At 68.0% G+C, this 21,009-nt stretch carries 22 protein-coding genes and 1 pseudogene; 6 read left to right on the top strand and 17 right to left on the bottom strand.

The genetic code is table 11. The features are described 5' to 3' along the window. The first annotated feature begins 93 nt into the window (after window positions 1-93). Window positions 94-906: a dienelactone hydrolase family protein gene (locus ACQPYY_RS17050; protein WP_433594489.1), complete on the top strand. Its 813-nt coding sequence runs from the start codon at window positions 94-96 to the stop codon at window positions 904-906. Window positions 907-1,031: 125 nt separating this feature from the next. Then, entirely contained in the window at window positions 1,032-1,628 is a 597-nt protein-coding gene (locus ACQPYY_RS17055) for a GNAT family N-acetyltransferase (RefSeq protein ID WP_433594490.1), read from the top strand. Window positions 1,629-1,774: 146 nt separating this feature from the next. Here ACQPYY_RS17055 and ACQPYY_RS17060 read toward each other — a convergent pair whose 3' ends face one another. Beyond that, entirely contained in the window at window positions 1,775-2,899 is a 1,125-nt protein-coding gene (locus ACQPYY_RS17060) for an FAD-dependent oxidoreductase (RefSeq protein WP_433594491.1), read from the bottom strand. A 94-nt stretch (window positions 2,900-2,993) separates the two neighbouring features. Here ACQPYY_RS17060 and ACQPYY_RS17065 point away from each other — a divergent pair, with 94 nt between their 5' ends. Then, a complete protein-coding gene (locus ACQPYY_RS17065) occupies window positions 2,994-3,719 on the top strand; it encodes a TetR/AcrR family transcriptional regulator (RefSeq protein WP_433594492.1) in 726 nt (241 codons plus the stop codon). 197 nt (window positions 3,720-3,916) lie between these two features. On the opposite strand, the gene ACQPYY_RS17070 is transcribed toward ACQPYY_RS17065, so the two are convergent. Then, window positions 3,917-4,450, bottom strand: coding sequence for a class I SAM-dependent methyltransferase (locus ACQPYY_RS17070; RefSeq protein WP_433594493.1), 534 nt, complete (start codon window positions 4,448-4,450; stop codon window positions 3,917-3,919). 67 nt (window positions 4,451-4,517) lie between these two features. Between ACQPYY_RS17070 and ACQPYY_RS17075 the strand changes: the two genes are divergently transcribed. Beyond that, window positions 4,518-4,802, top strand: a complete 285-nt coding sequence (locus tag ACQPYY_RS17075; protein ID WP_433594494.1) for a hypothetical protein — start codon at window positions 4,518-4,520, stop codon at window positions 4,800-4,802. Window positions 4,803-5,012: 210 nt separating this feature from the next. On the opposite strand, the pseudogene ACQPYY_RS17080 reads toward ACQPYY_RS17075, so the two are convergent. Together ACQPYY_RS17080 and ACQPYY_RS17085 are read right to left on the bottom strand one after the other, a co-directional pair. Beyond that, window positions 5,013-5,078 (bottom strand): annotated as a pseudogene (locus ACQPYY_RS17080) (hypothetical protein); the annotation flags it as partial. Between the two features lie 263 nt (window positions 5,079-5,341). After that, a complete protein-coding gene (locus tag ACQPYY_RS17085) occupies window positions 5,342-6,067 on the bottom strand; it encodes an SDR family NAD(P)-dependent oxidoreductase (RefSeq protein ID WP_433594495.1) in 726 nt (241 codons plus the stop codon). A 48-nt stretch (window positions 6,068-6,115) separates the two neighbouring features. Here ACQPYY_RS17085 and ACQPYY_RS17090 point away from each other — a divergent pair, with 48 nt between their 5' ends. After that, window positions 6,116-7,012: a LysR family transcriptional regulator gene (locus ACQPYY_RS17090; protein WP_433594496.1), complete on the top strand. Its 897-nt coding sequence runs from the start codon at window positions 6,116-6,118 to the stop codon at window positions 7,010-7,012. Window positions 7,013-7,054: 42 nt separating this feature from the next. Here ACQPYY_RS17090 and ACQPYY_RS17095 read toward each other — a convergent pair whose 3' ends face one another. The 8 genes from ACQPYY_RS17095 to ACQPYY_RS17130 all read right to left on the bottom strand — a co-directional run bounded on the left by ACQPYY_RS17095 (window position 7,055) and on the right by ACQPYY_RS17130 (window position 14,581). After that, entirely contained in the window at window positions 7,055-7,495 is a 441-nt protein-coding gene (locus ACQPYY_RS17095; RefSeq protein WP_379099231.1) for a nuclear transport factor 2 family protein, read from the bottom strand. Window positions 7,496-7,513: 18 nt separating this feature from the next. Continuing rightward, a complete protein-coding gene (locus ACQPYY_RS17100) occupies window positions 7,514-8,383 on the bottom strand; it encodes a TIGR03619 family F420-dependent LLM class oxidoreductase (protein WP_433594497.1) in 870 nt (289 codons plus the stop codon). 155 nt (window positions 8,384-8,538) lie between these two features. Next, window positions 8,539-8,748: a hypothetical protein gene (locus tag ACQPYY_RS17105; RefSeq protein ID WP_379099269.1), complete on the bottom strand. Its 210-nt coding sequence runs from the start codon at window positions 8,746-8,748 to the stop codon at window positions 8,539-8,541. Window positions 8,749-8,847: 99 nt separating this feature from the next. Beyond that, window positions 8,848-9,420, bottom strand: a complete 573-nt coding sequence (locus tag ACQPYY_RS17110; protein WP_433594498.1) for a dihydrofolate reductase family protein — start codon at window positions 9,418-9,420, stop codon at window positions 8,848-8,850. Between the two features lie 45 nt (window positions 9,421-9,465). Continuing rightward, window positions 9,466-10,200, bottom strand: a complete 735-nt coding sequence (locus ACQPYY_RS17115) for an SRPBCC family protein (protein ID WP_433594499.1) — start codon at window positions 10,198-10,200, stop codon at window positions 9,466-9,468. Window positions 10,201-10,202: 2 nt separating this feature from the next. Beyond that, entirely contained in the window at window positions 10,203-10,814 is a 612-nt protein-coding gene (locus ACQPYY_RS17120; RefSeq protein ID WP_379099277.1) for an ArsR/SmtB family transcription factor, read from the bottom strand. A gap of 110 nt (window positions 10,815-10,924) precedes the next feature. Further along, on the bottom strand, window positions 10,925-11,875 hold the full coding sequence (locus tag ACQPYY_RS17125; RefSeq protein ID WP_433594500.1) for a hypothetical protein: 951 nt from the start codon (window positions 11,873-11,875) through the stop codon (window positions 10,925-10,927). Window positions 11,876-12,118: 243 nt separating this feature from the next. Beyond that, entirely contained in the window at window positions 12,119-14,581 is a 2,463-nt protein-coding gene (locus ACQPYY_RS17130) for a patatin-like protein (protein ID WP_433594501.1), read from the bottom strand. Window positions 14,582-14,751: 170 nt separating this feature from the next. Between ACQPYY_RS17130 and ACQPYY_RS17135 the strand changes: the two genes are divergently transcribed. After that, window positions 14,752-15,144 carry a nuclear transport factor 2 family protein gene (locus ACQPYY_RS17135; RefSeq protein WP_433594502.1) on the top strand — a complete coding sequence of 131 codons (393 nt, stop codon included), beginning with the start codon at window positions 14,752-14,754 and terminating at the stop codon, window positions 15,142-15,144. A 16-nt stretch (window positions 15,145-15,160) separates the two neighbouring features. Here ACQPYY_RS17135 and ACQPYY_RS17140 read toward each other — a convergent pair whose 3' ends face one another. The 5 genes from ACQPYY_RS17140 to ACQPYY_RS17160 all read right to left on the bottom strand — a co-directional run bounded on the left by ACQPYY_RS17140 (window position 15,161) and on the right by ACQPYY_RS17160 (window position 20,970). Further along, the gene (locus ACQPYY_RS17140) at window positions 15,161-16,390 is read right to left on the bottom strand and encodes a site-specific integrase (RefSeq protein ID WP_433594503.1); all 1,230 of its coding nucleotides are present in this window, start codon (window positions 16,388-16,390) and stop codon (window positions 15,161-15,163) included. Window positions 16,391-16,457: 67 nt separating this feature from the next. Then, the gene (locus ACQPYY_RS17145; RefSeq protein ID WP_433594504.1) at window positions 16,458-16,652 is read right to left on the bottom strand and encodes a hypothetical protein; all 195 of its coding nucleotides are present in this window, start codon (window positions 16,650-16,652) and stop codon (window positions 16,458-16,460) included. A gap of 180 nt (window positions 16,653-16,832) precedes the next feature. After that, window positions 16,833-17,633: a HugZ family protein gene (locus ACQPYY_RS17150; protein WP_433594505.1), complete on the bottom strand. Its 801-nt coding sequence runs from the start codon at window positions 17,631-17,633 to the stop codon at window positions 16,833-16,835. Window positions 17,634-17,669: 36 nt separating this feature from the next. Continuing rightward, window positions 17,670-18,899, bottom strand: coding sequence for a DNA polymerase IV (gene dinB / locus ACQPYY_RS17155; protein ID WP_433594506.1), 1,230 nt, complete (start codon window positions 18,897-18,899; stop codon window positions 17,670-17,672). A gap of 43 nt (window positions 18,900-18,942) precedes the next feature. Continuing rightward, the gene (locus ACQPYY_RS17160) at window positions 18,943-20,970 is read right to left on the bottom strand and encodes an ArnT family glycosyltransferase (protein ID WP_433594507.1); all 2,028 of its coding nucleotides are present in this window, start codon (window positions 20,968-20,970) and stop codon (window positions 18,943-18,945) included. Window positions 20,971-21,009: the final 39 nt, after the last annotated feature.

A 21,009-nucleotide genomic window follows, 5' to 3' on the forward strand; every position in this document is an offset into this window, starting at 1 on the left:
ACACCACACCTCCCGAGCCGATGGCCAGATCACCCTCGTACATGGCGATCCAGCCTATGTGACAGCCCGCGCCCACGCCCTACCTTCCTCGTCATGGACCACGACGACCCTCTCGACGACTTCACCGCACGAGCTGTCACCGTCGACGGCATCACCAAGATCGTCCACGTCTCCGGATCCGGCCCCGCCGTCATCCTCATGCCCGAGATGCCTGGCATCAGCCCCGATGTAGCCCGCTTCGCCCGCTGGATCCGAGACGCCGGCTTCACCGTTCACATGCCCTCCCTCTTCGGGGTGGACGGCGCCTATCCCACCGTCGAACTGGGGAAGCGCGTCTACAACCACATCTGCGTGAGCGCCGAATTCCGAGTCCTCGCCGGAACCGGCACCAGCCCCGTCGTCAGCTGGCTCCGCGGCCTGGCCCGCCGAGCCCACCAGGACTGCGGCGGCCCCGGCGTAGGCGCCATCGGCCTCTGCCTGACCGGAAACTTCGCCCTGACAATGACTCTCGACCCCGCCGTCATCGCCCCCGTGATCAACCATCCCTCCCTGCCCTTCGACGACCTGGGCGCCCTCGAACTCTCCCCAGCGGACGCCTCCGCGATCGCCGCCCGCTTCGAACGCGAAGACCTCCGAGCCCTCGGCTACCGCTTCGAGGGTGACAAATGGTGCACCGCAGCCCGATTCGCCGCCTACCGGTCCCTCCTGGGCGACCGCTTCGACGCCCGAGTCCTCCCCGCCGCCCAAGCAAACCCGACCCCGCCCCCCTTCTTCGCCCAGACAGTCCAAACCCCTCACAGCGTCGCCACCGCCCACCTCGTGGACAAACCGGGCCACCCCACCCTCGAAGCCCGAGACGAAATTCTCGCCTTCCTGACCAACCGCCTGACCGCCCCTCCGCAGTAGCCCCGCGACAGCTTTTCGTTCGGCATCAGAGCAGCCCGCCGTCATTCTGGCGTGCGGGCCGATGCCCTGTACGATCACCGTGATCGGCGAAAGCCATGGGGGAAGCGATTGTTCGGGGGAAATCCATGGTCTCGACTCTGTCCGGCAAGATCGTCGAACTGACCGAGCTGACGCTGGATGACGCGGCCGCTCTGTCGGCCGCGGCCGCCGAGAACCGCGACTCCTACACGCACGCTCACGTCCCGGCCGACGTCGAGGCCATGCGCCGTTGGGTCGATCAAGCTCTGGCGGCGCGCGCCGCCTCCCGCCAGCTGCCTTGGGCCATCCGTCGCGCTCACACCGGGGAAATCATCGGCACCACCAGTTTCCACCTCGAACACTGGCCCTGGCCCGGCCGCACCACCACCCCACCCACCCCCGACGCGGTAGAAATCGGCTCCACCTGGCTGGCCCATTCCGCGCAACGCACCGGAGCCAACCGCGAAGCCAAACTCCTCCTCCTGGACTACGCCTTCACCGACTGGCAAGTCCACCGGGTCCGCTTCCGCACCGACGTCCGCAACACCCGCTCCCGCCGGGCAATCGAATCCCTCGGCGCAACCCTCGACGGCATTCTCCGAGCCGACTTCTCCGACCCCGATGCCACAGTCCGAGACTCCGCCTACTACTCCATCCTCGCCACCGAATGGCCCGCCCTCCGCGCTTCGCTGGTCACCGCATGATGGCCGCCGCCTGAATTCACCATTCCGAAGTGAGCGCTTGCCTCAGCTCTGATGAGATGCCACCGGTTCCTGGCCACGATGTGCCGCCGTTCGAACCGGTCACGCTCTGGGGCCGCGGGATCCGCAGCGGCGAAAGGTGAACGTCCTCAGGACAGTGTGGCTTCGGGGGCGAAGGCGGGCAGCTTCTCGAGGCTGCTGCGCACGGCTTCGTTGCCGTACACGAACATCTGTCGCTCGTAGTCGTCGACCGCGCTGAGCAGATCCCGACGGGCTTCGTTGGCCTCGATCAGGCAGCGGCGCAACAGGTCCGCGTCGCGCAGCGCGGTGTTCGCACCGTTGCCGCCGGTCGGGGAGGTGGCGTGGATCGCGTCGCCGAGCAGCGTGACCGGGCCGGACGCCCAGCGCTCACCGGGCTCGACCACCCGGATGGACAGCAGCGTGCTGTTGTCGGGGTCGGCCTGCTCGATCAGCGCGCGCAGCTGCGGGTGCCAACCTTCCATCCTGGACAGCACGGCTTCCTGGGCGGTCAGGTCCTCCAGCGAGCCGTTCGGCGGCAGGATCATGGCCCAACGCACGTAGTCGCCGATATCGGGCAGTGTGACTTCGGGAGCCAGTTGCTCGGCGGCCTGCTTCGGCGGGGTACGGAATCGCATTGCACCGAGCAGCAGGCTGACGCCGCCGCCCGTGATCTTCGAGCCGTATGCCTTGGACAGACCGGCGAATTCGTCGGTCAGCGGGGTGCGGCCGATGACGAACCGGACACCGGTGTCGGTCGGGGTGGTCTGCGGCGACAACACCCCGCGGACCGCGGACGTGACGCCGTCCGCGCCGACGAGCAGGTCGGCGGTGGCCGGGTCGCGGCGGGCGAACCGGGCTCGGACCCCGCCATCGGCCAGCACGTCGTAGCCGGTCAGCGCGGCATCGGTGTGCACGGAGAGACCGGTCAGCAACAGGTGTCGCAGCACCTGCCGATCGACGACGATGCCGGTCCGGCCCGCGCCGAGCCTGCCGATCTCGTTCAGCCGCGGGTCCAGGATCAGCTGTTCGGCGGAGGCGTCCATGACGATCTCGTCGAGCAGGGGGTGCCAGCACGTCGGCAGGCAGCCGCGCACCGCGTGGAAACCGGTGGGATTCAACACGAGCCGGTAGCCCTGGAACCGCGCGACGATCCCCGGGTCGCGCTCGAACACGTCGACCTCGATCCCGCCATTCCGCAGACCCTGCGCGAGAGCCAGACCTCCCAGACCGGCTCCGACGACGGAAACTCGCATCACGCACCTCCTGAACCGCGAACGAACTTAGTTCGCTATGACGATCTAAGTTCTACGCAACGAACTTAGTTCGTGTCAAGCTACAGTTGCCGGTATGCCCGCTGATCCCCGCCAACGCCGCGCAGCCCGCCACGCCCAACCCGCAGCCGAGGCGGCCGTGTCGGCGCAACGTAAGAAGCCCATCACCGTCGAACGGATCACCGACGCCGCCTTGGAGGTCGTCGCCACCGAGGGATATGACGCGCTGACCATCCGCCGGGTCGCCGCCGCGCTCGGCACCGGTCCGTCGTCGCTCTACGCGCACATCGTCAACAAGGACGACATCGATGATCTGCTGATCGGCAGGCTCTACGCCGAAGTCATTCTCCCCAAACCGAATTCGGACGCCTGGCGTGAACAGTTGCTCGGGGTGTACACGCAGATCCGCGACCTGTACCTGAAATACCCCGGAGTCTCGCGAGCCGCCTTGGCCATGGTGCCGACCAACCTGGAAACGCTGCGGGTCGGCGAGGGAATCCTGGCGATCCTGCTCGCGGGCGACATCGAACCGAGGGCCGCCGGATGGGCCCGCGACGCGATGTCGCTCTACGTCAGCGCCTACGCACTGGAAAAGTCACTGGTCCAGCAACGGCGCAAGCACCAGGATCAGGACTGGGTGCTCGGCCACGAGGAGTTGCTGGACCGCTTCACCGCACTGCCCGCCGAGAAATTCCCGCTGACTCGACGCCATGCCTCCGAGTTGATCTCCGGCAGCGGACACGAGCGCTTCGAGTTCACCCTCCGCCTGCTCATGAACGATCTGCAACCCGCAGCCGGGTGATCCTCGGCGCACAACGGCCACATGCTGCCGAGACAATCACCGATCCACAGAATGAGGAGGGCGTCGCCTGAAGCCGGGGCGGGCAGGACGAGACGAGACGCCCTCCCAAGCCGACTTGGCGTGGGCGCGACCACACAATTCGCTGATCGAGGTGATCGCCGCGTGGTGCGGGTTCGTCGGTGCGTGAGTGCTGGCTTCTACTCGGTCTTGCGGCGCGCGAGGATGATCCCGCCGAGCGGACTCTCGGCCGAGGTCAGAGTCTTCTCGGTCTCGACGACGAAGCCCGCGTCCTCGAGCCACGTGCGCATTCGGCTGTGCCGGCGGCGATGGACATGGAGATGCAGGGGGTGTCCGCCGTAGCCGTGGGTCTTCACATTCGACTCGTCTCCGACGTGGAAGCCGAGTAGCAGTGGCCCGCCCGGGCGAAGCACTCGCCGGAATTGGCCGGCGACGCAACCGAGCTCGTCATCCGGGATGTGGATCAGCGAATACCATGCGACCAGGCCGGCTATCGAGGCGTCCGGGAGGGCGAGGTTGGTCATGGAGCCGACGTCGAACCGGAGATCGGGGTGATCACGGCGGGCCACTTCGATCATCCCGGGCGAGAGGTCGATTCCGAATGCGTCGACACCCAGTTGACGCAGGTGGGCGGTGATCCGCCCCGCCCCGCAGCCCACATCCGCGACCAGGCCGCCGCCCTGGACGCGCACTCGTTCGGCGAACGACGCCAAAGCTGAACGTTCTTGGGGTGTTTCGTCCAAGAGGTGACGGGTGAGGTCCGCATATGTAGTCGCGACGGTGTCGTACGACCTCTGCGTCGCTTCGAGCCAGCCGTCAGCGTTCAGTCCCGTTCCCACAGTCGAACAGTATCCCGAGCACCCGATCAGGACCGGCAGTCAGCTCGAGCGCATCATCGCCGATCTGGGTGCGCGAATCGGTAGCCGCAAACCGTTCACCGTGCTGTCCGCGGGCGACAGCGCCACCGAGGTTTTCGACACCGGCACCTTGGACCGGCTGCGAAAGCTCGAGCACGCCCGCGACCCACACGGCATGTTCCGCTCCAACTTCCCGATCCTCCACTGACCCTGCGGTTTCGAACCGGCGCCGACCGCCTCGGCCGCGCTGTGCCCCCGATCGTGATTCGCGGGGCGCAGCGCGGCCACACCGACGACCGACCGGGTCGCCCGCCACTGCCGACGAGACGTTGCGCGGCTTGTGTGTGAGGTTGTCAACGTCGACTACGACCAACTCGGTCTGGGCGGACCACTTCTCGGAGAACCCGATCACCTCGTCGCCGACCGAAAATCGGGCGACTCCGAGGCCGACTTCCTCGACGACCCCGGCGACATCGCTGCCCTGCCCAAACGGAGAGGTCGAGGAAAGATCTCAGCCATCGCGCCGGACCGGATGGCCGCCTCATCGGGATTGATGCCGGCCGCTTCGATCCGCATGAGGAGCTGCTCGTCGCCGGGCACAGGGCGGACGACCTCGTCGACCCGCAACACCCCGATGCCACCGAACTCGGCGGACCTGACTGCCCTTGTCATGGCCTCGCTTCTCCTCCGGCGCGCGAGGCGTCGCTGATCACTCGAGCGGGATGTGGTGGGGCGCCGGTGTTCCTGTCACCAGGGCACGGCTCCGGCGTCGTCGATGAATTCGCCGCTCGGGCCGTCGTCGGGCAGGGTGGCGAGGTGAATCGCGATGGCCGCGCCCTGCTGTGGTGTGCGGTCGCCCCTGAAGCCGTTGAGGTCGGTGGCGGTGAAACCGGGGCAGCCGCAGTTGATCAGGATGCCGGTGCCGCTCAGTTCCTTGGCGTATTGGATGGTGACGGCGTTGAGGAAGGACTTCGACGCCAAGTACGCGGTGGGAACCGGGCCCATATCGATGCTCGGTGTGGTTTGCAGACTCAGCGAACCGACGCTGCTGGACATGTTCACAATTCGCGGCGAGGCCGAGGCCCGCAGCATCGGCAGCATCGCGTTGGTCACCCGGACGACCCCGATCACGTTGGTTTCCACGACGATTCGCACGGTCGCGGGATCGACCGTGGTCGGTGTCTGCGGCATACCGCCGGTGATCGCGGCATTGTTGACCAAGACGTCGAGGCCGCCGGCTTCCTCGGCGATCAACTCGGCCGCAGCGGCCACGCTCGCGTCGTCGGTCACATCGAGCGGTACGGCGAACGCATCGGTCCCGGCCGCGCGCAGCTTCTCCACCGCGGTCTCGCGGCGTTGCCGGTCTCGCGCGCCCACACCGATTCGCCAGCCGAGGGCGCCCAGGCCCGCGGCGATCTCGTATCCGATTCCTTTGTTCGCGCCGGTCACCAGCGCAATCGTTCGTTCACTCACACCGCCGATCCTGCTGCCGACTCGGGTGGGGCGTCCAAGACCGATTGGGTGGGCGCCGATACCGCACGGGTATTCGTCCTGGTGAGCGCCGGATACGATGACGTGGTGGAGACGCGGGAGTTGCGATATTTCGTCGCCGTCGCCGAGGAGTTGCACTTCGGGCGGGCGGCGCAACGGCTCGCGATGGCGCAACCACCGCTGTCGCGGGCGATCCAGCAGCTCGAACGGCGGCTCGGAGTCGTTCTGCTGCAGCGCGCTTCGCGCGTGATCACGTTGACCGAGGCCGGGGCCGTCCTGCTGCGGGAGGCCCGGCTCGCCCTCGAAGCGGTCGAAGCCGCCGAGCGCCGCACCCGGCGCGCCGCTGCCGACCGGCCGGGTCTGGTGCTGGCCACCAAGGCGGGAGCGTCCAGAGAACTGCTGTCGAAGCTGCTGGACGCCTACGCCGTCGAACCCGGCGCTGTCGCCGTCGAGGTGATGCTGTGCGGGCCCGGTGAGCCGGAAAGACTGCTCCGCAACGGGAGTGCCGACGTTGCCCTGCTCCACCGGCCCTATGACACGACAGCCGGACTCGACACCGAAGACCTGCACACCGAACAGCAGGTCGTGGTCCTGCCCGCGGGGCATCCCCTCGCCAACCGCCCCCACCTGTCGATGACCGAGGTCGAGACCCTGACGGACCTGCCCCTGCCGCGGTGGCCTCGACCGGATGGGAGTTATCCGGACGGCCCCGGCCCGCAGGTTCGCGACCAGACCCAGTTGACCCAACTGATCACGCTCGGACGGGCCTGCGCGCTCATGCCCGAGTCGCTGCGAGCCCAACTCCGCGACGATCACGCCATCGTGCCGGTGCCGGACGCACCGGCCGTCACGACCGCCATCGCCTGGCCACCACACAGCAGATCCCGAGCCGTCGCCGACCTGGTCCGCACGGCGATACGCCTCTAGCCGATGCCATCGGCGAATGCCGCGTGAGCACGCGGCATTCGCTCAGCGCCAGCGGTTCTCGAGCAGTTGCCAGGTATCGCTGACCGATTCCATGGCTTCGTAGCTGCGGGTGTAGCCGGTCTTGCTGATCCGCCAGACTCCGTCGTCGCAGCGGCGATATTCGTCGGAGTAGAAGGCGGCGCCGGAGAGGATCTGGCGCTGTTCGGTGAAGATGACCTGGTCGGTGAGATACCAAGTGCCCGTGGCGGTATCGCCGTCGATGTCGATTTCGGGGTGGTGGCAGTTGTGGACGGTGATGATCGCGGGGGTCAGGCTGTTGCGCATGTGACCGACCAGAGCGTCGCGGTCCGAGAATGAGAGGCGGTGACCGTATTCGGCGGTGACATCGGGGGTGAGGGTGTCGGCGAATTCGTCCCAGTTCTTCAGGTCCAGTGCCCGGAGGTAGCGGTACTTCAGCCGGCGAATCGACTCGATCGTATCCATGATCTTCTCCTCGGGATTTCAGAGCGCCGCGATGACCGCGGCGGCGTACTTTTCGATCTGCTCGGTCCGCTGATCGAGGGTGCGTTCGTCGGGGCCGTTCTCGTGAACCCCGCGGAACCCCACCACCACATCGGTGACCCCCGAATCCGCCAGACGTCGCACCCCGTCGACCGTGAATGCCTCACGGGACGCCGCAAAGGTCCGGAACTCCTTCTCCGGAGCGAATTCTCGCCGCAGTTCACCCAGTCGCCCGAGTATCCTGTCGAGCTCCTCGCTGCTCCCACCCGCGCTCATCCAGCCGTCGCCCCGCACCACCGACCGCCGCAACGCCGCCTCGCTGTGCCCACCGATCAGAATCGGCAACCGCTGTGCGGGAACCGGATTCATCTCGATCTCGGGAATGTCATAGAACTCCCCCTGGAACTGGAACGCCCCGCCCGCGCACAGGCCGCGAACGATATCGATGCACTCGTCGAGCCGCTTGCCCCGCTTCTCGAAGTCCACGCCCATCATCGTGAAGTCCTGCGGCCAGGGACTGATCCCGACGCCCAGTGACAACCGGCCTCCACTCAGCGCCGCGACCGATGCCGCCTGCTTGGCGACCAGCACAGGCGGCCGCACCGGCAACTTCAACACGAATGGAGTCACCTCCAGCCTGCTGGTAGCCGCGGTCACCGCGGCGGCCAACACCAGCGGCTCGATAAACGGCTTCCCCCGCAGAAACTCCCGCGTCCCATCCTCGGTATACGGATACCGCGCGTCGGATTCCGCCGGATAGGCAAGGCTGTCCGCCAAACAGATGCCGGTGAACCCGGCCTCCTCGAGCGATCGCGCCAGCGGGAGCCAATGGGCAGGGTCGCCCGCAGCCTCAGCGAAGTGGAATCGCACGACGGTCAGACCTCCTGGATGGCACTGTGACAGGTGCCACCACCATCGCCCGTTATCCCAGGTTCCTCACCGCAGAGTCTCAGCCTCCGGGAAATACAACCCTGCCGCTGGGACCGCTGGTAGCTTCGCACCGCCCCTGGCGTGCTCTCACGCGGTCAGACGAGTTCTACTTCGTCGAAGCGAACGGTGAAGGTGTGGCGGCGTTCGCGAAGCACACCGCCCTCGCGGTGGACGATGCCTTCGGCGAAGTCGATGCGGAGTTCTTCGCGGTGGGGGTCGACGGTGCGGACTACGCCGCAGATTCCGGAGAAGGGTCCGGACGGGAAGTAGACGACGTCACCCGGTCCGTAATCGGTTGAGCCCACGGGGTGAGCGTAGTCGCGGATGACCACCGGTGCCGGTAGGAACATTCGGGCCCGGCGGATTCGATCCGCCGGGCCCGAATACGAAGCAGCCGGGAATGGTCAGCGCACGACGTCGAAAACGTTCTTCTGGATGCCGTTGGCATAGGTCTCCGACTCGACCAGCTTCAGCTTCTGGACATCCTTGTCGGTGTCGGGGAACAGTCGCTTGCCCGCGCCCAGCAGCAGCGGGAAGACGAGCAGGTGGTAGCGGTCGATGAGGCCCGCGTCGGAGAGGCCGCGGTTGAGGGTGGCGCTGCCGTGGACGATGATCGGGCCGCCCTCGGTGTCCTTGAGCTTGGCGACCTCGTCGAGCGAACGCAGGATGGTGGTCTCGCCCCAGTTGGACACCAGGTCGTCCTCTTTCAAGGTGGTGGAGACGACATACTTCGGCATCACCTTGTAGCCGGCGAAGTCCTCCATGTCCGGCCACACGGGGCTGAACGCCTCATAGCTGGTGCGGCCCAACAGGATCGCCGCCGACTCCTCCTGTTCGCGGCCCTTGATCTCGTAGGCCTCGGGAACGAAGTCGATGTCCTTGAAGGTCCATCCGGAGTTCCGGTAGCCGGGTTCGCCGCCGGGGCCTTCCACGACACCGTCGAGGGACACGAAGGCGGTGCTGATCAGGGTGCGCATGCTGTTCTCCTTGATATCTGGGGTGCGAGTGATGATCGAGTCGGTTCAGCTCACCAGGGCGGTGAGCCAGTGCTGCCAAGCGATTTCGGCGCCGTCGGTGTCGGGTCCGAACAGGTGGTGGAACATCAGGGCCAGACCGGTGGGTGCCTGATGGAAGGTGTAGAGGCCATCGGCGGTGCGGATCTCGAACCGTTCGTCGTCGGCCCACACCACCTCGCCGTCGATCGGCGGCAGGCCGGCGGGGGAGGCGTGCACCTGGGCGCCCGCGACGAGCGGCGTCGGCAGGGTCAAAGCCTCGATGAGCGCGTCCCGCACCGCGCGGCCGGAAGAGCCTGTCGCGACACCGAATACGGGCACCGCGATCCGCCCCGGGAAGTAGCGGAGGTATTCGCGCAACGTATTGAGGTGGAACGGCCAGCCCCGCCGCAGCGCGTCGTATTCGTCCTGCCAGTCGTCGCCCAGCACGCCGCTGTGCACGACCCGCAGCACGGTGCTGCCGCCCTCGCGCCCCTCGATCAGATACTCGAAGGCCATGAACCGCCCGTCCTCGGCGGTCCCGGTGCGGGTCGCGAGCCGCTTACCCGGCTCGTAGGCGGTGATCACGGCTTCTTCCCGCTGCCCACCGGTCTCCATGGCCGAGATCCCGCCCTCGCGCGCTTCGATCTCATTGCGCCCCATGAACCAGGAGTCGACCCCCGGCCCGGTCGCGATCGCGTCCCACACCTGCTCCGGGGTGGCGGGCAGGTGCTCCTCCAGTTCGATCTCGAACGGATGTCCCATGGTCAGTTCCCCTGTCCTGCTGCGGTTTCGGTGGCGGCGTCGGGAATCTGATGCATCCCGACCACCACCCGGTGATTGCGGCCCGCCGGTGCGGACTCGTCGTGATAGCGGCTCACCAGCGAGGTGACCGCATCGGCCAGCTCCTCGGCGAACGCGGCGCGGTCGGCGGCGGAGGCGAACCGCACCTGCGCGTCGATCCCGAACGTCGCGACCCGCCGCTGTGCCCGCGCGGCCCCGCTCAGCAGCGTCCCGACCTCCTGCACGAGCCGCGACCCCAGCGCCAGCAGCCACCGCGCCGACAGCTGATCGGGCGATCGCGCCGGATCGGGACTGACCGCCCCCATCGCACTGGGCGAAATCACGTAAGACGCTGCGGTAGCGCGATACACACGCTCGGTGACGTTTCCCTTGCGACGTTCCTCTATCAACTCCACCAGCCCGTGCCGGGCCAGCTCCTTGAGGTGGTAGTTGATCTTCTGCCGCGGCAGCCCCAGCCGTCCGGCCAGCATGGCCGCCGACCCTGGTTCGGCGAGTGCGGCGAGGATCCGAGACCGGATCGGGTCCAGGGACGCCTCTGCCGCCGCGGGTTCTTCGATCACTGCGACGTCGAGCATGGCTCAACCTTCGCACCGACAAATAATTTTGTCAAGACAATCCATGTTGTCGGTGCGTGGGTTGAGCGGTCGCGGTCGAGTCGGCCCGCCGAGCCGGTGGCCGGCGCCGTTCAGGCCGCCTTCCTGGTGCCCGGCAGGGGCTGGACGTAGCCTGCCCCGGCATCGGACTGGTCGGGGCGGCCGAGCCGAATGAGCGCGTGCGGATAGGCGCACTCGTGCAGCAGTGCGCCGCGCACGCCCTCCCGCACCGCCGGAACCTTCATGGTCTGGGTCAGCAGTGAGCTGGCCAGACCGTTGCGGGCGGCGGTCAACAGGATGGAGCTGGCGGCCACACCGGCGTTGAGATGGCCGAGCCGGTCGTCGGTGGGTGTGCAGAGGATGAGCAGTTCGGCCGAGTCCGGGTCGTTGTCGTCGAAGGGGCTGCCGGTGGCGGGGATCGGCTCGATCGCGCACCGGTTGGAACTCCAGCTCGGCAGTGCGGCCCTGGCCGAGAGGTCACGCTGGTCGATTCGTCCCGCGACACCGGTCAGGAATTCGCCGTAGTCGCCGTCACGGTCGGCGGCCGCGCGATACGCGTTCGACAGATTGCGCCGCAGCTGATCCGGCACATGCCGGGCCGCCGCCCGGGTCCCGGCGGTGCTGCCGCTGATCGAGCGGATCATGTTGGCCGGCATTTCCCAGGGGCGGAAGCGGTTGTGCTGGAATTGCCGCTGAAAGATCGCACCCGCCAGACCGATCTGATCGCGGGTGGCCGTGCTCGGCGCGAGATGAAGCACCGCAAGATGATTCGGATCGCGCGGGTCGGGTAGCGGCACGGTCACCACGGCCCAGCCGAAGGCGGTCAGCGCGGTCCGCAGGTGATGCAGGGCGGCGCCGTTGCCGATCATCCGGGCCCGCTCCACCGCCGGATCGAAGATCAGCGGCACGTGCGGCTCGTCCATCCTGATATGCAGTGCGGCACCGTCGAGCCACCACATCCATGGCAGCGTGCCGTTGGCGAGTGGGGCTTCCCGTGCCATTTCCAGCGCGGCACGAATTGTTTCCTCCGACGGTGCGGACATCAGACGCATGACTATGGATTCCTGTTGCTTTTTTGGCCGTTGGCGGAGTGTTCACGCCACGGCGGCGGAAGGCAGCGGCCCCGGACCGCGATCCAGGACCCAGACAATCTGAAATGAATCTTCGTCATACAGGAAAGCAGTCGATCGGGTGGACAGTCCACCCGCGGTGACTCCGCTCACCGTTTTTACGGCTGTTTCCTCGGGCGTAGTGACGCACTTCACAGCACCCGGAAAGAGTTCGATTCAGCGGTTATAACCAATTTTCCCGGCTTCGAGTGCGGCGATCTGCGCGCGCAGGGATTCCATCAATGTCGCAGGGATGCGCCGCAGATCGCCCTCGGTCGCGAGCACCGCCGCCAGCGCCTGGGGAAGAAGGGTTCGTCCCACATCGCCATCGTTCTGGAATGTTTCGTCGAGCGTCCGCAATATCAACTCGACCGCGTCCAGCCGCCCCCACAGGTAATCGTTCTCCCGGTCGGGTGCGTGGGCGAACGCGCCGAAGTGGTGCAGGGCAACGCCTTTGAGCTTGCGCTGCCCGAGTGGCGTCAGCGCGGTCGCGCGCAAGGGACTGAATTGCACCACCGGAATGGGGCTGAATTGCGGGAGCTCCGACAACGAGATCGTCGGGAACAACAGTCCGTCCCAGAGGCCGAATCCCAAGTAGCGACTGGCCAGGAGAATCCGGTCGCGCTTGTTCCACGGCGATGTCGTTCGCGCGAACGCCTCCCAGAGCGTCTGCCCGTCGTTTCCGATGAGCCCCCGGATCACTGCGCGATACTCCGTGAACAGCCGGTCGAAATTCTTCGTCGCGCGGGCGGCGAAATCCTCCGGCGTCCCGAAGCGCACCCCCTGGAAGTCCCCGGCCTGCAGGCGAACCGGGTCCAGGAAGTCGAGTACCTGCTGTTCGGACAGCGCCTGGATCGCCGTGCACGGCGCCTGGGATATCGTCTCCAGTTGTGCCCAGGCCTGGCGTTTGAGGTCGTTGACGTCCTCGCGTGGCGGCCCGCCCTCGACGGTGTAGAGCCGGTTGAGTCCGGCCACGATGAACAGCATCCGGCGCTGCCGGTAGGGGGCGTCCATGTCTTTCAGCAGCGGCGACAGTTCGCTGGAATCCGATGCGGTCCAGCAGGGTTGGCTGCGCAGCCAGGAAGCGATGGCGCACCGGATGAAGACCGCGGTCCCCGATTCGCCGGGCAAGGCGAAATGCGCCACGATCGCATCGGCCAGGCACCGGGCGGCCGCGTCGGCCTTGAGCCTCTGGTAGGTGTTCCAGGTCGATCCGAGCGCCGTCACCGCATCCGCGTACAGGCGGTCCGACAGTTTCTGGAAGTCCGCCTGATCCATGAGGAAGTCCAGCGGCGGCATGGACTCGATCGCCGCGCGCAAGCCCCGCGAGCCGGGCTGCGGCGCGGATCGCTCGATGCCGGGGAGCGTGGCGAGAGCACTCGCGACGTGGTCGAGGACTTCGGCCTCCTGCTGCATGGAGATGGCGCCCACTTCGGCGATCTTCTCGTTCAGGTCGCGCAACCGGAGGAGGTCCGGGATCAGGGACCGACTGCCCCGGATCCCGATGAGCACCTTGCGGACATCGGCCGCCCACCGGCGTTTCGAGGATTTGCCCGCGTTGGTGTCGGCGGCCGCGGCCGAGAGGCCGCACGCGGGGTCCGGTTCGATATAGACGAGTCGGCGATACACCTGGGTCGCCGCCCGTCTGCGTCCGATCGCCTCGATGACCAGGTCGAAGGGCGCGTTGTCCAGCACGCCGCCATCGACGAACCAGGCGGTGCCCGCGTCCCGCCCGATCTCCTGGTAGCTGTACCGGAATCGATCGGTATCGACCCGCGTACCGCGCGGGAACCCCGCCTCGGCCGGGAAGGTCGTGGGATTGACCGGTTCGAACGCACCGGGGAACGCGGAGGTCGCCCGCGCGGCGAAGGACAGTGTCGGGGTGGCGTGCGGACCGAAGGCCGCCGGATCGTCGTCGTCGCGCAGGAACTGGAGTACCTGCGCGTGCTGCCGGTCGCGCTGCCCGACCCCGCCGCCGCTCGACGCGACCGCCACATCGAATCCGTTCAGGTCCGTCGTGGTCACGAACAGCGACAGCTCGCCCTCCTGCGGAATCAGCGTCGCGGGCACGGGACCCGGCGTGGTGGCGGACCAGGGGACGGTTCCTCGGTCGTCCATGCTCGACAGGGCGCCGTACAGCAGGCGCGACATCAGATCACCCCTGAGGACGGAGCGCCCGGTCCAGAACGTGCCGAGTTTGACCGCGAAGGCCAGCGCGAAGCGCAGCGGCAGCGTGCCGATCCGCCAGCCCCGCAGCAGCCGGTGGAGATCGGCTTGGTCGATCCACAATTGCTTCAGCTGTCCCTGATCGGCGTTCTGGGCGATCGCCTTGGCCAGCACGACACCGTTGATGCCCCCGGCGGAGGTGCCCGCGATGATGTCGATGCCGACCGACAGCGGCCGTCCTCGCGCATTCATCCGCGAAAGAGCGTCGAAATAGACGCCTTCCGTATCGACCGGCTTGCCGTCGGCGCCGACGAAGGGATTCACGTTCTCCGCCCCGGTGCCGAACCGCTCATCGAAAGCTCGGGAGGCGCGGACGAGTTTGTGTAATTCCTTAGTTATGCCATGCATATAAATGGCGAGAGATACGCCCCCGTAGCAGACGAGCGCGATTCGCAGTTCGGCGTTCTGAGACATCGGGCCCCCTTGGAGAGACACCACACGGCGATTCCATCAGCCTAAGCCCCCGCTACCACCGCGACCTGCGTATTGAGCTACTCGATAGCTGGCAGAACACCCCTTGACCCGGTCACCCGCCCTCCGGGAACATGCAGTCATCCTGTTTGTATCTCAGAAGGATTCTTCTCATGTCCGATACCAAGGATCTCTTCGAGCGCTATCACGCCTGCTGGGCCGCGCACGACCCTGACCGCATCGCCCAATTGCACACGCCCGACGCCATTTTCCACTTGCACTCCGGTCGCGAACCCGCGCGCGGGCGCGACGCGATCCGCGCCGCCGCCGCCGAGAACTTCGCCCTCGTCCCGGATCTGACCTTCACGATGGTGAATCTGCGTGTGGGCGAGGACTTCTGGGTCGTCCAATGGGTCCTGACCGGTACCTCCATCACCGGAGCCGCCGTACATGTCGACATCGCGGACCTGGTGCTGGTCGAAGGCGGTCTGGTGCGCGAGAAGCACACCTACGTCGACGGCGTGGCGATGCAGGCCGCACTGTCGGCGCCCGCCGAGATCGCCTGACCGGAGGAATCGCGCCTCAGAGTCCCAGCTTGGTTACGGCATTGTCCTCCAAGGGGTTCGCTGTCCGAATGTAGCCGTGCACCGTACGCGGATTGGACCAGCGGCCCTGGCGCATGATTTCGCGGTCGCTGGCGCCGCCCAGGGCGGCCTGGGTGGCGAAGCCGGCGCGCAGCGAGTGGCCGGAGAAGAGCGCGGGATCGAGACCGGCGCGGGCCGCGTAGCGCTTGACCAGTTCTGCGACCGCCCGGCCGGACATGGCGGTTGCCGCGAGACCGCCGTGGCGTGAGATCGATGGAAACAGTGGCAGATCCGGGTCGATGAGCGTGGTGCCGGTGAAGCCGTGGCAGCGGTGCAGGCGCGGGTCGGGGGCGGGGCGGGCGTCGATCCAGGTGCGGAGGTCACCATCGGCGTGCGCTTCGCGCAGCCGGGTCCAGTCGGCGTAGGCGCATACCGGGCAGGTGTGCGGGCGTTGACCGCGGGGGAGGGCCACCCGCTGTTCGTTCACGCCGGTGGCGTCGGTCTTGGTGGCGGGCAATTGAATCAGCAGCAGCGGCTCGCCGGTGGTGTGGTCGGTGGCCACGCTGACGTCGGTGATCCGCAGGGCGGCGATCTCGCTGCGTCGCAGCGCTCCCGCGAAGCCGACCAGTAGCAGCAGGGTGTCGCGGCGGCGCGCCGGTTCGGTCGGCCACGCCGCGGGCGGAAGTTCGCCCAGCAGTTGGTCGAGGGTGTGCAGCAGGACCGGCCGTTTGCGTTTCGGCCGGCTGCGGCGGGTGCGGCGCATACCGCGCAGGGTCAGCCGCACCACGTCCGAGCGGGTCGGCGAGGGCAGCCCGTTGGCGGCGTGGACCGCGGCGATCGCGGCGGCCTTGCGTTCCAAAGTGGCCGCGCTGAACGCCCATTCGCCGTTCTCCCGACGCGCGTCGGCTGCGGCGGCCAGATAGACCGCGACGTCCAGGGCGTCCGCGGGCAGCGCCTGCCGGGATTCGGCCGAGCACCACGCCGCCCACGCGATCCAATCGGTCCGGTAGGCGCGCAGCGTGTTCGCCGACTGCGACGCTTCGAGATAGCGGCGCAACGATTCCGCCTGGACCTCGTCGAACCGGTCCCGCACCAGCCGCAAGGCCGCCGCGTCGATCAGCACGCTGCGCACCCCGCGCCGCAGTTCGCCGCGCACCTCGTCGGGCACCGCGATCACCGCGGACTGATCCCCGGGCGGGCGTTCGCTGATCTCGGTCGGTTCCGGCATGTCTCGACCCTAGATCGAGCGCGCGTTCCCGTTGCGGCAGACCCCGTTTCGCGTGTCCGGCGCCGGGTCAGGGCTGTAGCCGCCAGACCGCGTCGGGTTTGGGGAGCGGCCAGCTCCAGCCGTGCTGGGCGCGCAGTTCGAGCAGTTGCTGCCGTCGTCCACAGGATTGCTCGGTGCCGCCGTCGCCTTCGACGCAGTTGCGGTGTGTCCAGAGCATGGCTTCGACCGTGCCGGACAAGCGCATGGCGCTATGCTCTGGCATCCGATGATGCTCGAGCACAGACGGCTTGTCCGACATGGCCCAATCATCCCCCAAAGGTGGCGGACTGTCGTGCGGTCTGCGCGTCTTCGCAGCGCCGGAAGGACATCCGCTGTCCATGGGGATGGTGATCGCCGCTCGTACCGCGCCCCTGTTCGGGCCCCTGACCGGCGGCGCCGTGGGTCATGGCGCATCCTTCGAGGCTCGTGCCAATTCGACTGTCGCCGCACGCAATTCGGCGATGGCGTCGATGGGCTGGAGGTAGCCGATCCGCGTCACGGCGATGCCGCGGGGCGTGGTGACCCGCAGATCCAGTCCGAACCGGTCGGCACGTTCGCAGACCGCGGCCGTCGCATCCGGGTACCCGCCGCGCGCGTGCGCCATGTCGAGCAAGGCATCAGCGTGATCATCGTTGAGATGTGCGATCGCCCGCGCCGCGGCGGGAATGATCGGATCGGCCTGAGCCGCCGCGTATTCCTCGGCCGTCGCCGAATCCATCCGGCCGTAGCCGCCGACCCACCGGGCCCGCCGCACGCGCAGTACCCACACCGTGAAATCGCTGAAGTCGATATAGGTCTTGGCGGCCGGGACCGCGGCCAGGTGCGCCTCACGAGCGGCGACCGCCTCCGCGCCCTCGGGCCGCTCGGCGACACCGGCCAGCGTCAATCGCGTTCCGGCCAGCGGATCCTCGGGCAGATCCGGGGTGACGATCGAGACGCTGGCCCGTGGATCGCCCGCCAGATTGCGGCCGTGCTCGGCCATGCGGGACACACACAGCACCGGCTGACCCTCGAGCAGCCCGTACGTGACGAAACTGGCCCAGGGTCCGCCGTCGGCGGACAGCGTCGCCAAGGTCGCCGTGTTCGTCGCCGCGGCAACCGTTCTGGCCTCATCGGCCGCGGACGGCCGCGTGGTGTTCACGATCGGGGTCAGCGGCGGCGGAGTCGAGGGAGCGTCGCCGGGGTCACCGTGGTCGAGAGCCATGCGTCACAGGCTACCCGCGCCACCGAACACGACTGATCAGTCCGGGAGGAGAGGCACCGACAGCCCTTCACCCTTGCGCAGCAGCGCCGCGCGGGTGACCGTGCCCGCACCGAACCGATCCCGCAGCGCGTCCAGCGTCGAATCCAGGGTCGATTCCGCGCGCGCCTCGAACGGCAGCGACAACTGCATACTGTCGGCCCGATCGAGATTGGTCAGGGTCAGGCCGATGAGCGTGAGCCCACCGCGCTCCTCGATCAGGGGCAACGCCGTCGCCAGCAGGGTGCGCGCCGCACGCAGGATCGCCGTGCCGCTGTCGGTGGCCTCCGGCAGGGTGTGCGAGCGGGTGGCGCGGGTGAAGTCGTCGAAGCGCATGCGCAACACCACCGTTCGGCACACCCGCCCCGCTCTGCGCAGCCGGTGCCCGAGCCGATCGGCCAGTCCGTGCAGATACGCTTCGAGCTCCTCGTCGCTGCGGTACCGCCGCCCCATGGCCCGTTGCGCGCCGATCGACCGCCGCCTCCGACCGGTATCCACGCGCCGGGGATCACGCGCCCACGACAGCGCGTGCAGGTGCCGGCCGACACCCGGGCCCAGCACCGCGGCCAGCGGTCCCTCACCCATGTCGGCGAGCTGGCCGACCTTGGTGATCCCGCGCTCGTGCAGCTCGCGGGCCGTCACGGCGCCCACGCCCCACAGTCGTTCCACCGGCAGCGGATGCAGGAACTCCAGCTCCTTGTCCGGCGGAACCTCCAGCAGCCCATCCGGTTTGGATACCGCGCTGGCCACCTTGGCGAGGAACTTGGTCCGAGCCACCCCCACCGAGATCGGCAGCCCGACCTCGGCCCGCACCCGCTCCCGCAGTCCACGCGCGATCTCCACCGGGCTTCCCGCGATCCGCCACAGGCCCGCCACGTCGAGAAACGCCTCATCGATGGAGATGCCCTCGACCTCCGGCGTGGTGTCCCGGAAGATCTCGAACACCGCCTTGCTGGCCTGCGAATAGGCCGACATCCGCGGCGGCACCACGATCGCGTGCGGGCAAAGGCTCACCGCCTGACGCAGATTCATCGGCGTCCGCACCCCGAACGCCTTCGCCTCGTAGCTGGCGGCCAGCACCACCCCGCCACCCACCAGGACCGGTCGGCCGCGCAGTCGCGGATTGTCCCGCTGCTCGACCGATGCGTAGAACGAGTCCAGGTCGGCGTGCAGAATCGCCGCCCGCTCGGGGCGCTCCTGCCTGCTCGACATCGATCCGGACACGAACATATGTTCGCATACCCATCGGTCTGATGTATGCCGGGCGGCCGAATCAGTGCGGTGGCGCGGTCAGGTCGTAGACGGCCATGTCGCCGAAGTGGTGGGTGGCGGTGTAGTGCGCGGTCACCCAGGCGAGGATTTCCGTGTTGCCCGCTGGGCGCCAGATGCCGTGGGGTGCATTCGGTTGCGCGGGACTGGAGGGGTCCGCCGGCTTGGGGTCGACGCGCCAGGAGTCGGGGAGCTCGACCTCGGGGATCAGGTAGTAGGTGATGGCGTGGTCACGGACCATCTGCTGGAACTTCGGGAGGATGGGAACCGGATCCTCCGAGGTGAAGCCGCCGATCGCGAGGACGGGTGTGCGGCTGGCCAATTCGAGGCCCGCCGCCGGGGAGGAACGGTCGATGGCGGCCGACCACCGGGTATTGGTCTGCTGTAGCAAGGCCACCAGTTGGGGATCCGCTTGCCCGCCCATCAGGGTCGAGAGCCGGCGGCGGAACTGGTCGGCCGGACCGGACTGCTTCGGACGGGCCGGGCCCACGGTGGGACTGCCACCGGTGTGGGCCTGCGGCAGCGTGGCGGCGGCGTAGGCGGTGGAACCGGCCAGGGACGCGAGGACTCCGGCGATGAGTAGGGCGGTCGTCGCGCGAGTACGTCGCCGGTCCCAGCGCGCCGCGGGCGGAAGCGACAGGACCAGCAGGGCCAGGGCGACGATCACCGAGGCCGCGAGGACGGTCCAGCGCAGCCACGGCTGCCAGTCGGAATCGCGTTGCAGCAGGACGAAACTCCAGATGCCCGCGGACAGGATCAACGCCGCGGCCCCGACCCGCCCGAACCCTTCGGTGCGGCGACGCCACACCTCGTACGCGCCGATCGCGACGCAGCCCGCGATGGCGGGTGCGACGGCCAGCGTGTAGTAAGCGTGCATCCCCGCCTTCATACCGGAGAACAGCGCGCTGTCGATCACCAGCCACAGGCCGAACACCAGCGCGGAACCACGGATCAGGTCGGTGCGCGGACGCCGGCCTCGCGACAGCAGCACCAGGGTGAAAGCGACCAGTGCCGCGGGCAGCAGCCAGGAGATCTCGAAGCCGATCTCACCGGTGAACATGCGGTCCGGGCCGGAACCGAATCCGCCGCCGAAGCCACCCTGCTTCAGCGCCTCCGGAATCTGATAGCCCTCGGGCAGTTCGAAGGGGTTCTTGTTGTCGCCGCCCATGTGGTTCTTGCCCAGGTAGCGGGCGAAGCCGTTGTAGCCCAGCACCAGATCCATGAACGTGTTGTCCTTGGACACGGCCAGATACGGCCGGGAATCCGCCGGCCACAGGATGGTGAGCAGCACGAACCACCCCGACGACACGATCAGCGCGCCCACGGCGGCCAGCGAGTGCAGCAAGCGGGCGCGGATGCTCGCCGGGGCGGCGATCACGTACGCCGGCCCCAGTGCGGGCAGCACCATCAGCCCTTCGAGCATCTTGGCCAGGAACGCGAATCCCAGTGCGACACCGGCCAGCACGATCCAGCGCAGACTCGCCCGCGGCAGCGCGCGGACCGTGCAATACGCGGCGGCGGTCATGAGCAGGACCATGACCGCGTCGGGGTTGTTGAACCGGAACATCAATGCCACCACGGGCGTCACCGCGAGCACGATGCCCGCCAGCAGGCCCGCGCCACGGTTGCCGGTCGCGCGAACCACGGCCGCGTACATCAGCGCCACCGCGCCGACCGCCATGATTGCCTGCGGTGCAAGCATGCTCGCACTGCTGAATCCGAACAGCTGCCCGGACAGGCCCATCACCCACTGCGAGACCGGCGGCTTGTCGACGGTGATGAAGTTGCCCGGATCCAGCGATCCGAACAGCAGCGCCTTCCAGTCCCGTGATCCGGACCAGACGGCTGCCGCGTAGAAGCTGTTGCCCATCGCGTTGACGCCGATGTTCCACAGGTAGGCGGCCGCGGTGCCGAGGAGCAGCGCCGCCAGCGCGATCCGTTCCCAGCGTCGGGCGGGGGCGAGGCCGTCCGGTTGCGCGGTCGGCGGGGTGGTCGGTTCGGACGGGGCCAGCTCGGCGGTGGTCACGCTCACCGCGGGAGTGTGTCCGGCCAGCCGGTGAACACCCTGGCT

It is taken from the genome of Nocardia sp. CA-145437 (genome assembly GCF_050956485.1).
Lineage (GTDB): Bacteria > Actinomycetota > Actinomycetes > Mycobacteriales > Mycobacteriaceae > Nocardia.

What these genes read in the sequence shown, in the direction of transcription:
- ACQPYY_RS17130 (WP_433594501.1), bottom strand. Translation starts at nt 14,581, where the DNA reads ATGTCTCAGAACGCCGAACTGCGAATCGCGCTCGTCTGCTACGGGGGC.
- ACQPYY_RS17140 (WP_433594503.1), bottom strand. Translation starts at nt 16,390, where the DNA reads ATGCCGGAACCGACCGAGATCAGCGAACGCCCGCCCGGGGATCAGTCC.
- dinB (WP_433594506.1), bottom strand. Translation starts at nt 18,899, where the DNA reads ATGTTCGTGTCCGGATCGATGTCGAGCAGGCAGGAGCGCCCCGAGCGG.
- ACQPYY_RS17145 (WP_433594504.1), bottom strand. Translation starts at nt 16,652, where the DNA reads ATGCCAGAGCATAGCGCCATGCGCTTGTCCGGCACGGTCGAAGCCATG.
- ACQPYY_RS17120 (WP_379099277.1), bottom strand. Translation starts at nt 10,814, where the DNA reads ATGCTCGACGTCGCAGTGATCGAAGAACCCGCGGCGGCAGAGGCGTCC.
- ACQPYY_RS17110 (WP_433594498.1), bottom strand. Translation starts at nt 9,420, where the DNA reads ATGCGCACCCTGATCAGCACCGCCTTCGTGTCCCTCGACGGTGTCGTG.
- ACQPYY_RS17135 (WP_433594502.1), top strand. Translation starts at nt 14,752, where the DNA reads ATGTCCGATACCAAGGATCTCTTCGAGCGCTATCACGCCTGCTGGGCC.
- ACQPYY_RS17150 (WP_433594505.1), bottom strand. Translation starts at nt 17,633, where the DNA reads ATGGCTCTCGACCACGGTGACCCCGGCGACGCTCCCTCGACTCCGCCG.
- ACQPYY_RS17060 (WP_433594491.1), bottom strand. Translation starts at nt 2,899, where the DNA reads ATGCGAGTTTCCGTCGTCGGAGCCGGTCTGGGAGGTCTGGCTCTCGCG.
- ACQPYY_RS17065 (WP_433594492.1), top strand. Translation starts at nt 2,994, where the DNA reads ATGCCCGCTGATCCCCGCCAACGCCGCGCAGCCCGCCACGCCCAACCC.
- ACQPYY_RS17095 (WP_379099231.1), bottom strand. Translation starts at nt 7,495, where the DNA reads ATGGATACGATCGAGTCGATTCGCCGGCTGAAGTACCGCTACCTCCGG.
- ACQPYY_RS17055 (WP_433594490.1), top strand. Translation starts at nt 1,032, where the DNA reads ATGGTCTCGACTCTGTCCGGCAAGATCGTCGAACTGACCGAGCTGACG.
- ACQPYY_RS17125 (WP_433594500.1), bottom strand. Translation starts at nt 11,875, where the DNA reads ATGTCCGCACCGTCGGAGGAAACAATTCGTGCCGCGCTGGAAATGGCA.
- ACQPYY_RS17050 (WP_433594489.1), top strand. Translation starts at nt 94, where the DNA reads ATGGACCACGACGACCCTCTCGACGACTTCACCGCACGAGCTGTCACC.
- ACQPYY_RS17115 (WP_433594499.1), bottom strand. Translation starts at nt 10,200, where the DNA reads ATGGGACATCCGTTCGAGATCGAACTGGAGGAGCACCTGCCCGCCACC.